Source organism: Paraburkholderia humisilvae, assembly GCF_902859855.1.
Classification (GTDB): Bacteria; Pseudomonadota; Gammaproteobacteria; order Burkholderiales; family Burkholderiaceae; genus Paraburkholderia; species Paraburkholderia humisilvae.
Window position 1 is genome coordinate 20,536 of the sequence record NZ_CADIKH010000042.1, and the last position, 15,440, is coordinate 35,975.

Sequence of the window (15,440 nt, forward strand, 5' to 3'; positions counted from 1 at the left end):
ATAGGAGAACGAAATTGCAGAGAGACACACGGCCGACGGAGACGCGCTGGCTATCGGGCAACGAAAGAGACCTGAAAGTTGGCCGCGCCGTCAATGACGCTGGCGGCATTTTTAGACCTTGAACATTGGATAACAAAGCAAACAGAAATATGACGTAACAATGTCATTTTCGAGGCTAGCTCATAAAGATTGGTTCTTTCTCATAGCTTTCAAATGTATTTAATTAGCTGACTTTTTGTCAGAATAAAGACGTCACAGCGAAAACGGCCAAAGACGATCTTCTCCTGTCCGTATCCTTCGCTGTCATCGCCAAAATCGCGTTATAAAAATATCGAATCGGGCTGAATCGCCTGTCAGACAGGGCTGAGCCGCCCCGGCGCCTGAACCCCAAAAAATATTCCAGCGTTACTCGGGTTACCGAATAACTCACGCGAGTTACTGCATAACCTGGGCCTTTAAACCTTGCATTGCGAAGAATACTTCGCTTTTTGGTTCTTCTCTTCGTGTTAAGTACTTTACGCCGTAATGAACCCCCGATCATAGCCGCCGGAAATAGCGCACACGTTTGCGCGTCCGGTTACATCAATGATCGCTTTCGGTGAGCTTTGCCGAATGCGACGAAAGAAAGCCATGCGTAGTAAAACCAGAAGAAGGGAATTCGCGATGCGCAACCGCATTGGGCATTTATCGGGACTACTAGTACTTCTTTGGCTAATGCTGGCATTCGCGACTACGCAGGCGGTCGCGAGCGTCGTGGCGCCGGCATCCAATCGTATCGATATCAATCTCGGGGAAACCCCTTGGCAGTTCAACAAGGATTCAGACAACCCGAACTACTCAACGCCGGGTTTTGACGACTCGGGCTGGACGCCGAAGGGCGTGCCGCAGTCGCCGTCCGACAATGACACGTTCATCAACGAGAAATCGGGTGGCGGCGAGGGCGAACTCACCGGCAACATCACCTGGTATCGCAAGCACTTCAAGATCGACCCGTCCTACTCGAACCGCAAGGTGCTGATCGAGTTCCAGGGCGCGCACGTCGGCTCGCAGGTGTACATCAACGGCACGTTCATTCCGGGCAATAGCGCGCTTAATCCGAAAGCGACGCACGTGATGGGCTTCATCCCGTTTGAAGTCGACGCCACGCCCTACCTGAAGTTCGACGGGTCGGACAACGTGATCGCCGTGAAGGTTGCGCGCAACGATGCATTCTTCGAGGCGCCCGGCTTTGGCGGTGCGTTCCGCTTCGGCCAGAGCGATTCGGGTCTGTTCCGCGAAGTCTGGATGCACATCGTGGACCGCGTGTACATTCCCGAAAACGTCTACGCAGTGCGCGAACTCTGGGGTAACTACATCGCGACGACAGCGGCGGACCCGTCGCTGGCATCGGTGCAGGTCCAGACGAACGTGATGAACGAATACTCGACCGACCAGCAGGTGACGTTGACGACGCAGCTCGTCGATGCGACCGGCCAGGTGGTCACGCAAAAGCAGGATACTCAGAACGCCCCTGCGAATGCGCTGCCGGGTCTGCATCCGACCTTGTTCACGCAGACCTTGACGGTGAACCAGCCGAATCTCTGGTATCCGAACAACGACCCGAACGGCAAGCCGTACCTGTACCAGGTGGTTCAGACGGTGGCCATCAACGGCGCCGTGGTGGATTCGAAGGTCACGCCGTTCGGTATCCGCACGCTCACGTGGGACAAGAATTTCCCGATCTTCAACAAGCATGCACGGTATCTGCACGGTGCGTCGGGCCGCTATGACTTTGTCGCGCTCGGCTCTGCCGTTCCGACGGAACTTCAGTATTACGACCTGATGCTGCTCGCGAATGCGGGCGGCGCATTGTATCGGCCGGGTCACTCGGCGCAAGGCCCTGGCTTCCTCGACGCGGCCGACGCCTACGGCATCATGGTGATGCAGCCGAGCGGCGACGGTGAAGGTGGCTTCGGCAAGCTCTGTCCGACCGAGGACGTGGTCGATGGGTGTCTGATGAGGCCCAGCGACGTCGTGCTGAAGAAGGAATTGCATCGTGACATGATCATTCACGACCGTAACCACCCGTCGGTGCTCGCATGGGAATCGAACAACGGCGGGATGGAAACGTCCCTGTCACAAGAGGTCAAGGCCATCTCGCAGCAATGGGATCCGATCTTCACGCGCGCACAGGCTGACCGCACGCCGGATCCGGCGCACGGCGACCTGCTGGGTTGCAGCGGCGACGGCTGCGATATCGGCGTGAAACGGCAATTTCCGAATTCGCCGACGGTCGGTTCCGAGTACTGGGGCAAGGGTGCGGGTCGTTGGCACTACGACTACGAACTCGCGTTTGCCGCGGAGTACGTCAACAACCTGGTGCACAGCGTAGGTATCCAGTCGATGGGGATTGTGCACTGGTATCTCGCGGATACGCCGGGTGAGATTTATGACCAGGTTGACGGCTTTCTGGACGAACAGGTGCGCGGCAATGGCGCATCGATGATGGACTGGAACCGCATTCCGCGTCTGCTCTACTACATCTACCAGGCGTACTGGACGGACTTCAGCATGAAGCCGGTGGTCAAGCTCGCGCATACGTGGACCAACCGCGCGGATACCGTGACCGTCAACGCGTTCAGCAACTGCCCGCAGGTCAGGCTGATGCTCAACGGCCAGCAGGTCGGCTCGCCGCAGACGCCGAACCCGACGTCGTCGGATTCGAGCAGCGATCTGACCCAGAACACCATCTTGCTGCCGCGGCAAGTGCACTGGAGCGGCGTGAAGTTTGTGCCGGGCACGCTCGAGGCCCAGTGCCTGGATGAGCGGGAAACGGTGGTCGCGCAGGACGATCTGGTCACGGCAGGTCCGGCTGACCACATCGTGCTGTCGGTCATCGATCAGGTGACGAAGCCGGATGGCACGAAATTTGTGCTCAAAGCCAACGGTACCGACGCCGCGCTCATCAGGGCGATGGTCGTGGACAAGGCCGGTGTGATGGTTCCCGATGCCGCGCAGGAAATCACGTTCAAGGTCAGTGGCGCAGCGGGCGAGTACCGCGGCGGTGCCGACCACTACGTGGATGCCGGCCAGCCGCTCCATTACCACTCGCCTGGCGATCCGAATCTTTTCGTGGAAGGCGGCGAGACACAGGTTGCCGTACGGACCACCTTCGTTCCGGGTACGGTCCAGGTGACGGCGACGGCGCCTGGACTCGGCGGCGGCTCGACGAGCTTTGAAGTCGCACCGACCGGCAGCGCGCAAACGTTTGATGGCAAGGATCTGATCATCGGGGCGCAGCAGGCGAGCGGGGTGCAGATCATCACGCAGCCGCAGCCCACGACGGCCACCATCGGCCAGACCGCGAGCTTCAACGTGCTCGCGGCGAGCGGCTCGCCGGTGAAGTTCCAGTGGACGAAGAACGGCGCGCCGATCACGGGTGCGACGAGCTTTGCCTATACGACGCCGGCTCTGCAGGCGAGCGACGACCAGGCGGCCTATGCAGCGATCGTGAGCAATGCCACGGATAGCGTGACGTCGACCCCGGCGATTCTGACCGTGGTGGCGCCGTCGGTGCCGCAGATCATCACGCAGCCCGCGCCGACCGCCGTGACGGCCGGTAACACCGCACAGTTCGTAGTGGGCGCGAAGGGCTCGCCGCAGCTCAAGTATCAATGGGCGAAGAATGGTGCAGCGATCCAGGGCGCGGACCAACCCGTCTACACGACACCGGCCACGACACTCGCGGACAACGGTTCACTGTTCAGCGTGACCGTGACGAACAGCGCCGGCACGGTGACGTCGGGCGGCGCATTGCTGACGGTGGGCAGCGCCACGTTCCCGGACATCCTGATTCCGCCGCGCAGCCAGTCGGTGACGCTCGGCCAGAATGTGAGCTTCACGGTGAGCGCGAGCGGCTCGGACCCGCTGCACTATCAGTGGAAGCGCAACGACACCGTCGTCGGCACGGACAGCAGCATGCTGACGATCGCATCGGCGACCGATACCGACAACGGTACGTACATCGTGACGGTCAGCAACGCGGCCGGCAGTGTGACGAGCCCGCCGGCCACGCTCACCGTGAGCGGTGGCGGCGCGACCAACCTCGCGCTGGGTGCGACCGCCACGTCAAGCAGCGTGGAAAACGACGGCCTTGGGCCGCAACTGGCGGTCGACGGCAATCTCACGACGCGCTGGGGATCGGCTATTGGTGTCGATCCGCAGTGGCTCCAGCTTGACCTGGGCGCGGTGCGTACGTTCGACCAGGTTACGTTTGTGTGGGAAAACGCGTATGCCGAGCAGTACGAGGTCCAGGTTTCGAACGACCTCGGCGCGGACAAGCAATGGACGACTATCTTCACCCAGTCGCAGGGAACGGGTGGCACGGAGACGATTCCGCTGCGTAGCGTGTCGGCTCGCTTTATCCGGATGTTCGGCACCAAGCGTCACACGGAGTATGGGTATTCGCTGTACGAGTTCGGCGTCTACGACGTGCCGCAATGCGACGCGACGAGCGCTAGCGAGCGATTCACGCCGGTTCCTGCCAAGCCGGGTATGTATAACTCGCCGATTCCTGGCATTCCGTCGGGCCCGTTCGTGCCGACGGTGCGCGACAACGCGAGCCATCTCGAGTGGCAGCAGTTTCCGACGACGTTCCAGGGCGAAGGTGCGCAGTTCACCCAGACGATTGCACAGCAATACTGTCAGTCGGTTGGCATGCGCCTCGCTACACGGGATGAGGCGCTGACGATCGCGCGTGCCAACTATGCGGCCTGTGCGTTCCCGCTGCCGTGGACAACATGGACGACTACGCCGGTGCCGACCAATCCGGGCTTCGCGTACATCATGAACTCGACAGGCGGCGAGACGCTCGGCAAAACGGACAACACGCCTGGCGCAGCGCTGTGCGTGTCGGGTCCGACGGCCGCGCCGCCGGTTATCACCGTGCAGCCGGTTAGTCAGACGGTGAACGCGGGCCAGTCCGCGAGGTTCACGGTGGGCGTGGACGCGAACAGCGCCGGACCACTGACCTACACGTGGATCGTGAACGGCAATGTGACGAGCCCGGCGGCTATTACGACGGTTCCGGTGTTCATCACGGTGCCGACGGATATCACGCAAAACGGCGTGGCGATCACGGTCAACATCTCGAACGGCGGCGGTACTGTCACCAGCAATCCCGCGACGCTGACGGTCGTGGCCGGCGGTAACCCGGGCAATGGCGGCGGTGGCGATCCGGGCAACGGCGGTGGCGGTGGCGACGGCGGCAATGGTGGTAACGGCGGCAATGGCGGTAACGGTGGCAACGGCGGCGGTGGCAATGGCGGTAATCCGGTGCCGAGCGCCAACCTGGCGCTGGGCCACACGGCGACCTCCAGCAGCGTGGAGAACGATGGCTACCTGCCGTCGCAGGCGGTGGATGGCAGCGACAACTCGCGTTGGTCGTCGGCCTTCTCCGACCCGCAGTGGCTGCAAGTCGACCTCGGTTCGCCGCAGACCATCGATCGCGCGGTGTTGCGCTGGCAGGACTCGTACGCGGTCGACTACCAGATCCAGGTGTCGAACGACGATGGTGACACGAAGAACTGGACGACCGTGTATGCGGAAACCGGCGGCAAGGGCGGCACGGAAGACGTGCGCTTTACGGCGGCAACCGCACGTTACGTGCGGATGCTCGGCACGAAGCGCTTCACGCAGTTCGGCTACTCGCTGTACGAGTTCGGTCTGTACAACACGGCCAATACGCCGCAGTACGCGATCACCGCGACGGCCACCGGCAGCGGCACGATCACGCCGGGTGGTACGACGCAGGTGTATCAGGGTGGTCCGCAGAGCTTCACGTTCACGCCGGCCGATGGTTTCGCGGTGACGGATGTGAAGATCGATGGCCAGAGCATCAGCCTTGCCAACAGCTACAAGTTCGACGACGTGCTCGCTACGCATACGGTCGATGTGAGCTTCGGTCCGTCCGCGACCGCGGTGAACCTCGCGCTGGGTGCTACGGCGACCGCCAGCGGGCTGGAAGGCGACGGGTATCCGGCGTCGGCCGCGGTGGATGGCAAGCTGGACACGCGCTGGTCGTCGGCCTTCGTCGATCCGTCGTGGATTCAGCTCGACTTCGGCAAGCAGGTCACGTTCAACCGCATGATGCTGTTCTGGCAGGATGCGCATGCGATCGCGTACCAGATGCAGACGTCGAATGACGGCGAAAATTGGACGACCGTGTACGAGCAGGACCAAAGCAAGGGCGGCACCGAGGACATCACGCTGCCGTCGAGCGTCACCGCTCGCTACCTGCGGATGTTCGGTACGCAGCGCAGTAGCGGCTACGGCTACTCGCTGTTCGAGATCGAGGTGTTCAACACGTCGTCGACGGGTGGCGGCACGGGCGGTAACACCGGTGGCAACACGGGCGGCAACACCGGTGGCGGTACGACCGACCCGGGCACCGGCACGGGCAACAATGGCGGCACGGGTGGTGGCAACACCGGTGGCAACACCGGCGGCGACAACAACACCAACCCGACGCAGCCGTCCCAGCCGGCGCAACCGGTCAGCGCGAATCTGGCGCTGGGCAAGCTCGCGACGTCGAGCGGCACGCAGGGCGACGGTTACCCTGCGTCCGCAGCGGTCGATGGCGATCTGAATTCGCGCTGGTCGTCGGATTTCAACGACGGCGCGTGGATGACGGTCGACCTCGGTCAGCCGCAGCTGTTCGACCATCTCGTGCTGGCCTGGGAGAACGCGTACGGCAAGGCTTATCAGATTCGTACATCGAACGATAACCAGAACTGGACGACGATCTACACGCAGAGCGCGGGCAAGGGCGGCACGGAGGACATCACCGTGCCGGCCACGACCGCGCGCTACGTGCGCATGCAAGGGGTGTCGCGCGCCACGCCGTATGGCTACTCGCTGTTCGAGTTCGAAGTGTTTAACAGTGCTTTAACGCCGAAGCTCGCGATCACCGCGAGCGGCGACGCGAACGGCACAATGAGCCCGGCAGGTGCGGTCAACGTCGACCAGGGCGGCACGCAGACGTTCACGGCGGTGCCGGCCCAGGGCTTCGGTGTCGGCGCGATGTTCGTGGATGGCCAGGAGGTCGGTGTGCAGTCGACGTACACGTTCACGAACGTGACGAAGGCGCACACGATCAGCGTCAATTTCGTGCCGCTCGCCGCTAGCGTGAATCTCGCGCTGAAGAAACCGGCGACCACCAGCGGCGTCGAGAATGACGGCCTGCCGGCGTCGGCGGCCGTGGACGGCGATCCGAACACGCGCTGGTCGTCGGCCTTCTCCGACCCGCAGTGGCTCGAAGTCGATCTGGGTACGCCGCAAACCGTGAGTCGCGCTGTGCTCACGTGGCAGAACGCACACGCGACCGCGTATCAGATCCAGGTGTCGAACGACAACCAGAACTGGACGACGGTCTACACGAAGAACGACAGCCAGGGTGGTCTGGAAGATGTGACGTTCCCGGCGGCGACCGGCCGCTACGTGCGGCTGTATGCGACGCAGCGTTCGTCGCAGTATGGCGACTCGCTGTTCGAGTTCCAGCTGTACAACAGCGGTGCGGCGGCGGGCACGCCGGCGCCGGTGGCAGCCTTCATCGAGCAGCCGGCCGATCAGGCTGTGCCGCAGGGGCAGAAGGGCCACTTCGCGGTGCTGCCGCAGGGCAACGGTCCGTTCACGTACGTGTGGCAGCGCAACGGCAAGGCCATTGCCGGTGCGACGAGCCGCACGTATGACACGCCGGCCACCGCGGCCGGCGACAACAACGCGGTGTTCAACGTCGTCGTGACCGGCCCGAACGGTCCGGTGACGTCGAACAACGCGACGTTGACGGTCGATAGCACGTTCCCGAACTACACCGTGAAGCCGGGTTTCGTCGGTATCGATCTGGCGAACAACACGAACGGCGCGTACACGGACGACAAGGTGTACGTGCTCGTTATCGCGCGCGATCCGGCCACGAATCAGTTCGCGTGGCTGAAGCCGGACGGCACGATCGTCCCGGCTTCGGCGGCGGACAACGACGCGCCGGGTCACCTGACCGGACCCGATGGACAGAACTACGCGAACTTCGCGTTCTCGCTCGCACAGAGCAAGACGCTGCAACTGCCGCAGCTGTCGTCGGGCCGCATTTATGTGTCGGTCGGCTCGCCCGTGTTTATCAAGATTCTGAACGACGCGAACGGCAACGTCGGTTTCGCCGGTCCGAACCCGCAGAACCCGACCGATGCGAACCTGAACGTCAACTTCGACTGGTTTGAGTTCACGTACGGCTCGAACGGCCTGTGGGTGAACACGACCCAGGTCGACGAGGCCTCGCGTCTCGCGCTGACCGAAGACGTCTACGGCTCGAACCATACGTTCCACCAGCGCACCGGCATCGCGCAGCGGACCTCGGACCTGTTCGCCGCCTACGCGAATGAAGTATCGGCCGCGTTCCAGCCGTCGACGGCCTCGCCGTTGCGGATCCTGGCGCCGGCCAAGGGCAGCTTCGGGGTGGGCCAGCCGAACGGCAACTACTTCGACGCGTACGTGAACCAGGTATGGCAGCAGTACGCGACGACGCCGCTCGTGCTGAACATGTTCGGCAACAGCCGTCAGTTCTCCGGCAAGGTGCAGGGCGACCAGCTGGTGTTCACGGAAGTGAATCTGAACAACGGCGCGTTTGTCGGCGGCACGTACGTCGTCAACAAGCCGACCACGCAGGACATCCTGCAGGGCAGCGGCGCGCTCGCGACCGGCAACTCGACGGAACTCGCGATCGAGGCGCAGCTCTGCGCGGCGTTCAACCGTCACGTAGCGCACGACGTCAACGCATGGGCGACGCCACAGGCATGGTATGCGGCCGAGCCGTCGAACCAGTACGCACGCTTTTTCCACGACCACAGCATCAGCGGTCTCGCGTACGGTTTCGCGTATGACGACGTGTCGGATGCGAGCTCGACGATCGTCGCGCCGCAACCGGAACACATGGTGCTCGGCGTCGGCATGTAAGCAGTGCGCCGTGGTGCAAGCTTGACAGCAGTTTGCAGTGGTTCTGGCAATGAGAGAAATGGCGCCCGCTCGACGGGCGCCTCGAGGAGAGCTTCGATGTGGCGGTATGGCAGGAGTGGCCCGGTGGGAAACGAAGCGCGAGCACGGGTCGTGCGGCGGGGCAGGCAGCGCGGCTTCACGCTGCTCGAACTGCTGGTGGTGCTGGTGATCATCGGCATGCTGGCGGCGCTCGTCGGTCCGCGCTACTTCGCGCAGCTCGGCAAGTCGCAGATAACGGTCGCGCGCGCGCAGATCGATGTCTTCACGAAGGCAGTCGACAATTTCCGGCTCGACGTGGGCCGCTACCCGACCGCGCAGGAAGGACTCAATGCGCTCTTCGTCAAACCGGCCAACGCGGACCGATGGGCGGGGCCGTACCTGAAGAAGGAAGTGCCGCTCGATCCGTGGGGGCATCCGTACATCTACAAGATTCCCGGCACGAAGAGCGACTACGCGATTATTTCCAATGGACCTGACAACCAGTCCGGGTCGAACGGAGAAAGCGCGCAGATCACAAGTGAATAGTTATCCGGACTAAACAGAAAACCACTACAAAATAGAGGTAAAACGATGCCGGTGCACCCAGGTTGTGCTCCGGCATCTTGCTCGTAAACAGCTGTAAGTTGTATTTAAGATTGGCGAAACAACATGCAATACGAGGTCAGAGCGCTGGCGCCGGACAATCAGATCGTCGCGCTCATCATCGACGCGCACGACGAGAACGACGCGCGGCGTCAGGTCGAGGCACGCGGACTGCACGCGACGCGTCTCGTTGCGCGGCGTTCGCTGCGCCGTCCGGCGTCATCGCGCGGCAGCCTGTCGCTCGTGCTGTTCAGCCAGGAACTGCTTGCGTTGCTGACGGCCGGTCTGTCGATTGTCGAAGGGCTCGAGGCGCTGCTCGAGCGCGAGGGCAGCGGCCGGCTGCGCGGTGTGCTCGAACGGCTGCTCAACGGTTTGCGTGAAGGCAAGCGCTTTTCGCGGCTGCTTGCCGAGCAGCCGGATGTGTTTCCGCCGCTCTACGTCGGCATTGTGCGCGCCGCCGAGGGGACGAGCGACCTGCCGCGCTCATTGCAACGCTACGTCGACTATCAGTCGCGCATCGATATTGTGCGCAACAAGCTCGTGAGCGCCGCGATCTATCCGTGCATTCTGCTGGTTGTCGGCGGCGGCGTGGCGACGTTTCTGATCGCTTATGTGGTGCCGCGCTTCGCCACCATCTACGAAGGCACCGGCCGCTCGCTGCCGTGGATGTCGCAAGTGCTGCTCGACTGGGGCAAGTTCGCGGCGGCGCACGGCCTCACGCTGCTGGCCGCCGTGGCCGCGCTGGTTTTCATGGGCGGCGGGGTGTTGCGCGCGGCGATCGCGAAGGCTGGTCTCCCGACCCTGCTCGCGCGCGTGCCGGTGATCGGACCGCATCTGCGCATTTACCAGCTGTCGCGGCTCTATCTGACGCTCGGCATGCTGCTCGAAGGCGGCATTCCGATCGTCCCGGCGATGGAGACCGCGGGCGGCACGATTTCACCGGCGCTGCGCGAACGCCTGCTGCACGCGCGCGCCGCCGTGCAGTCCGGCACGAATCTGTCCAGCGCGTTCGATGCGCAAGGACTGACCACGCCGATCTCGCTGCGTATGCTGCGGGTCGGCGAGCGCTCAGGAGAACTGGGCAATATGCTGACCAAGTCCGCGCAATTCTACGACGGCGAGATCAGCCGCTGGATCGACCGCTTCACGCGTCTGTTCGAACCGCTGCTGATGTCGGCGATCGGTCTGGTCGTCGGCACGATCGTGATCCTGCTGTATCTGCCGATTTTCGATCTCGCGGAGAGTCTCTCATGAGCGTACCGGCGACCGTATTGCCGCTCACGTCCGACCTGTCCGCCGAACGGGCCGCGCCCGCCGGGCCTGCGGTGGCGCCGCTGGCGGAACTGGATGCGGAGCTGCTCGCGCGCGCCCGCGCGGCCGCGTCCGCCACGCAACGCCACCTGATCGTCGAACTCGAAGCGTTGACCGGTAGCGAGCCGCGCGAACTGCTGCGTTCGCTCGCGCGTCAACTCGCGATGCGCGTGATCGAAACACCTGCGATGCTCGCGCTGCAACCGGTGTTCGACCGTGTGCCGCTGTCGCGCGCGATGCAGCGCCGCTGCGCGTTACTGCGGGATGACGCCGCCGGCGGTGCGCTGATCGGTGTCGTCACGAACCCGTTCGATCTCGATCTGCAGACGTGGCTGGCGGCGCAGGCAGGCGGCGCGCTCGATATGCGCGTCACGTTGCCGTCGGATTTGCAGGCCTACCACACGCGGATGGAAGAGTCCGCGCGCGCGGTCGACAGCCTCGTGTCCGATGGCAGCGATACGCGGGCCGACGGGCGCACCGCGCAAGTGCTGTCTTTCGAGACTGTCAACGAGGCCGCGAGCCCGGCCGTCAAGCTCGTCAATTCGACGCTGTACGACGCGCTGAAAGCGGGGGCATCCGATATCCATATGGAAAGCACATCGAGCGGCCTCGCGTTGAAGTATCGCGTGGACGGCGTGCTCGATGCAGCGGCGACGATCAACGGCGTCGAAACCGCGGAGCAGGTGATCTCGCGTCTGAAGGTGCTCGCGGAACTCGATATTGCCGAACGGCGCGTGCCGCAGGATGGCAGTTTTCGCGTCGCGGCCGGCGGACGCGACATCGACTTGCGCGTGTCGATCATGCCGAGCATTCACGGCGAAGACGCGGTGATCCGGATTCTCGACAAGCGCGCGATGATCGAGGCGTACGGGTCGCTGACGCTCGAAGCGCTCGGTTATGACGGCGAGTCGCTTGCCGCGCTGCGCCGCCTCGCGGAGGAGCCGTACGGCATGCTGCTCGTCACGGGCCCGACCGGCTCGGGCAAGACCACGACGCTGTATGCGGCGCTCACCGAAATCCACAATGGGCGCGACAAGATCATCACGATCGAGGACCCGGTCGAATATCAGCTGCCGGGCATCCTGCAGATTCCAGTCAACGAGAAGAAAGGCCTGACCTTCGCGCGCGGTCTGCGCTCGATCCTGCGGCACGACCCGGACAAGATCATGGTCGGCGAGATCCGCGACCGCGAGACCGCCGAGATCGCGGTGCAGTCGGCGCTGACGGGCCACCTTGTGCTGACGACGGTGCACGCGAACAACGTGTTCGACGTGTTTGGCCGCTTCAGTCACATGGGCATCGATCCGTACGCGTTCGTGTCGGCGCTGAACGGCATCTGGGCGCAGCGGCTGTTGCGCGTGACCTGCACTCACTGTGCGAGGCCCTATACGCCGAGCGATGCCGAACTCGCGCGGCTTAACCTCTCGCGTGCGGATGTCGCCGATTTCGATTTTCGCCTGGGCGCGGGCTGCGGCGATTGCCGCGGCACCGGATACCGCGGCCGGCGCGCGATCGCCGAGATCCTGATTCTCGACGACGAGATTCGCGACATGGTGGTCGAGAAACAGCCGATCCGGCTGATCAAGGAAGTGGCGCGCCGCAACGGTACGCGCCATCTGCGCGAAGTCGCGCTTGCGCAGGTGCAGCGCGGCGAGACGACGCTCGAGGAAGTGAAGCGGGTGACCCTCAATGCGTGACGGCTGGATGCGTCGGATGATGCCGCGGGGTGTGCCGCGAAGTGTGCCGGTCTTGCAGCGCGGACAGTACCGGCTCGGCCTGTCGCGCGGCGGCGTCGCGGTACTGCGGGCGGACGGTGTGCGCGGCCCGCGCGCGGGCCGCGGGGCAAGTCTTGGCGCGGGCCTCGCGGGCTTAGGCGCCGGCGGTGCGCGGCGGATTGGCAAGCGTGCCGGCGCGAGCGTGGCATTGCCTGCGGCCGAGGCCGCCGTTGAAGCCGTGCTGCGCGAGCCAGCGCCGGCATTTATCGAACGCACATTGCCCGATATCCTGTCCGGCACGGCGCCGGATGTACTCGCCGCGCTGATCGGCGACGCGCTCGACGAAGCGGGCGGCGGCACGCTGCCTATCCATGCGACGTTGGGCGACGAACTCGTGCGCTACTTCATTGTGACGCCGCCGGCCAATGGCACACGTATGCAGGACCTGCACACCGCCGCCACGGTCCGCTTCCAGATGCTTTACGGCGAACCGGCGAGCGCATGGCAACTGGTGGCGGACTGGCAGGCCGCCGCGCCGTTCCTCGCCTGCGCGGTGCCGCAACGGTTGCATCAAGCGTTGCATCTCGCGGCGCGGGCGCGGCGCAACTGTCTCGTGTCGACGGTGCCGAACTTCGTCGGCGCATGGAACCGCTGGCACCGACGCGTCGCGGCCGATGCGTGGCTCGCGACGCTGCACGACGGCGCGTTGACGCTTGGCATCGTCGACGGCCGGGCGCGGCGTCCGCGCCTCGCCGCCGTGCGCACGCTGACGCTGCCCGACGATGCTCCGCCGCTCGCATGGCTGCACGAGCAACTCGCGCGTGCCGCGCTGCTCGATAACGTGCCGGCGCCGCACGTGCTGCACGTGCATGGCTCGTTGCCCAATGGGTGGCAAGCGCACCAACCCGGGTCGGATAAACGGACAGACAGGCGCGCGGCAAAACGCACGGGCAAGCGCGCGAACGACAGCTTGAATGACGGCGTGAACGACGGCGCGCAGCCGCACGGCATCGAGGTTCGCGCATGCGTCACCCGCGTCGCGTCCTGCACCGCGTCAAGCGGCGCGACGCTGTCGCCCGCGGCACAACTCGCATGGGGCGGTCTCGCGCGATGAAACGCCTGCACATCGACCTTGCGCCGGCGAGCGCGCGGCGTCACCTGTACCGCAGTCATCCGCTTGCGCGCTGTCTTGCGCTGGCGGCAGCGGTGCTCTGCGTGGTGGCCGGCATGCGTGCGCACGGATTATTCAACCGGCTCGATGCGCTCGCACAGGAACAGGAGCACATCGCATCGCGAGCAGCGCAGACCGCGCGGTCGCGCGCCAACGTCGCGCGCGCGCCGGTCGACGCAAAGCAGGGCGCGGCCGTGAACGCCGCGGTCGCGCGCCTGAACCTGCCGTGGGACGACATTCTCAATGCGGTCGAAGCGGCGACGCCCGCCAAGGTTGCGCTCCTGTCGATCACGCCGGACGCGAGCCGCGCGCTGCTGCGCATCGAGGCGGAAGCAAGCAGCAGCGGCGTGATGATCGACTATCTGAAGGCGCTCGAACAGCAGCCGCTGTTCGTACGCGTCGATCTGGTGCGGCACGAGCTCGCGAAGGACCACACGGATGGGGTGATCCGCTTCCAGATCGAAGCGCAGTGGCAGAGGGCCGTATCGTGAGAATGACGCATTTCACGCGAGCGGTGTTGTGGGCCCAGCTCGCGTTGCGCCGCACGAACACCGATGTGCTCGTCGCCGGTGTGTTGATTACGAGTGCCGCGGCGCTGTGGTTCGGGCTGCTGCCTGGTTTGACCGCCCGCATCGCCGACGAAGCGCGCGCGGTCAAACGGGCGCGCCTCGCGCCGCCGCCCGCGCCGGTGCTCTCGCCGCAGGCGCTTGCCGCCGAACGGCTTGCCGCGTTCTACGCGGCGCTCGGCGATGCGGGGCACACCGAACAGGTCGTGATGCGTCTGTTCGACGCCGCCAGCGACACGGGCGTGACGCTCGACAAGACCGAGTACAAGCCTGCGCGCGACGCGGCCGGACGCTTTGAGACTTATACGATCGTGCTGCCTGTCAAGGGTGACTACGCGCGCCTGCGGCGCTTCTGCGAAAAAGTGCTGCTGACCGTACCGTATGCGGCGCTTGAAGACATGCGCTTCAAGCGCAATTCCGCGAATGACCAGATGGTCGAGGCGAGCCTGCGCTTTACGGTGTTCCTGCGTCCGGCGAGCGCGGGCACGACGCTCGCCGCGGCCAGCGAGGCGCGCCGATGAAACCGCTGCACGTGGGGTTCGCGATCGTCTTCGTCGTGTGCGGCGGGCTGCTGATTTTCGGCGGCAATCGCGCGCCGGACCCGGTCGTCGAAGCGGCGCCGCGCGCGAGCAGGGACGACGCGACGCCGGCCACGGCGAGCACGGATGGCGTGCCGCTCGTCAGCATCGCCGCCTTGCGTTCGCGCAAGGAACTGTTCGGCAACGCCGGCAGCGGCCCGCACGACCTGTTTGGCAGCCAGTCATGGATGCCACCGCTGCCGTCGGTCGCACCCGCGAGCGCGCAGATACCGCCGCTGCCACCGTTGCCGATGACGCCGTCCGTGCCGTTCACCTATATCGGCAAAAAGGCGGCGAACGGCATGTGGGAGGTGTATCTCGCGCGCGGGGACGAAACGGTGATCGTGCACGACAACTCGATGATCGACGCGAATTACCGCGTCGATTCGATCAGGCCTCCGACCCTCACGCTCATGTATTTGCCGCTCAGGCAGGTTCAGACCATCGATATCGGGGACGCCGATTAACCAGGCGACAAGAGAAAGCCTTCATA

8 protein-coding genes are annotated in these 15,440 nt (G+C 64.4%); all 8 read left to right on the forward strand.

The genetic code is table 11. The features are described from left to right. The first annotated feature begins 663 nt into the window (after positions 1-663). The 8 genes from HV796_RS30410 to HV796_RS30445 all read left to right on the forward strand — a co-directional run bounded on the left by HV796_RS30410 (position 664) and on the right by HV796_RS30445 (position 15,414). Positions 664-8,985, forward strand: coding sequence for a discoidin domain-containing protein (locus HV796_RS30410; RefSeq protein ID WP_175231160.1), 8,322 nt, complete (start codon positions 664-666; stop codon positions 8,983-8,985). Between the two features lie 96 nt (positions 8,986-9,081). Beyond that, on the forward strand, positions 9,082-9,549 hold the full coding sequence (gene gspG, locus HV796_RS30415) for a type II secretion system major pseudopilin GspG (RefSeq protein WP_175231163.1): 468 nt from the start codon (positions 9,082-9,084) through the stop codon (positions 9,547-9,549). A gap of 123 nt (positions 9,550-9,672) precedes the next feature. After that, positions 9,673-10,860, forward strand: coding sequence for a type II secretion system F family protein (locus HV796_RS30420; RefSeq protein WP_175231166.1), 1,188 nt, complete (start codon positions 9,673-9,675; stop codon positions 10,858-10,860). Next, positions 10,857-12,614, forward strand: coding sequence for a GspE/PulE family protein (locus HV796_RS30425; protein WP_175231169.1), 1,758 nt, complete (start codon positions 10,857-10,859; stop codon positions 12,612-12,614). Before HV796_RS30420 ends, HV796_RS30425 begins: the two co-directional genes overlap by 4 nt. 16 nt (positions 12,615-12,630) lie before the next feature. Then, positions 12,631-13,746, forward strand: a complete 1,116-nt coding sequence (locus tag HV796_RS30430; protein WP_217478037.1) for a hypothetical protein — start codon at positions 12,631-12,633, stop codon at positions 13,744-13,746. Next, positions 13,743-14,294 carry a PilN domain-containing protein gene (locus HV796_RS30435; protein WP_175231176.1) on the forward strand — a complete coding sequence of 184 codons (552 nt, stop codon included), beginning with the start codon at positions 13,743-13,745 and terminating at the stop codon, positions 14,292-14,294. Before HV796_RS30430 ends, HV796_RS30435 begins: the two co-directional genes overlap by 4 nt. Beyond that, positions 14,273-14,890, forward strand: a complete 618-nt coding sequence (locus HV796_RS30440) for a hypothetical protein (protein WP_246356121.1) — start codon at positions 14,273-14,275, stop codon at positions 14,888-14,890. Before HV796_RS30435 ends, HV796_RS30440 begins: the two co-directional genes overlap by 22 nt. Next, positions 14,887-15,414: a hypothetical protein gene (locus HV796_RS30445; protein WP_175231182.1), complete on the forward strand. Its 528-nt coding sequence runs from the start codon at positions 14,887-14,889 to the stop codon at positions 15,412-15,414. The genes HV796_RS30440 and HV796_RS30445 overlap by 4 nt, the downstream gene beginning before the upstream one ends. Positions 15,415-15,440 lie beyond the last annotated feature (26 nt).

Bases quoted from the DNA above. Each gene is read 5' to 3' on its own strand.
- HV796_RS30410 (WP_175231160.1), top strand. From the start codon at position 664: ATGCGCAACCGCATTGGGCATTTATCGGGACTACTAGTACTTCTTTGG.
- gspG (WP_175231163.1), top strand. From the start codon at position 9,082: ATGTGGCGGTATGGCAGGAGTGGCCCGGTGGGAAACGAAGCGCGAGCA.
- HV796_RS30420 (WP_175231166.1), top strand. From the start codon at position 9,673: ATGCAATACGAGGTCAGAGCGCTGGCGCCGGACAATCAGATCGTCGCG.
- HV796_RS30425 (WP_175231169.1), top strand. From the start codon at position 10,857: ATGAGCGTACCGGCGACCGTATTGCCGCTCACGTCCGACCTGTCCGCC.
- HV796_RS30430 (WP_217478037.1), top strand. From the start codon at position 12,631: ATGATGCCGCGGGGTGTGCCGCGAAGTGTGCCGGTCTTGCAGCGCGGA.
- HV796_RS30435 (WP_175231176.1), top strand. From the start codon at position 13,743: ATGAAACGCCTGCACATCGACCTTGCGCCGGCGAGCGCGCGGCGTCAC.
- HV796_RS30445 (WP_175231182.1), top strand. From the start codon at position 14,887: ATGAAACCGCTGCACGTGGGGTTCGCGATCGTCTTCGTCGTGTGCGGC.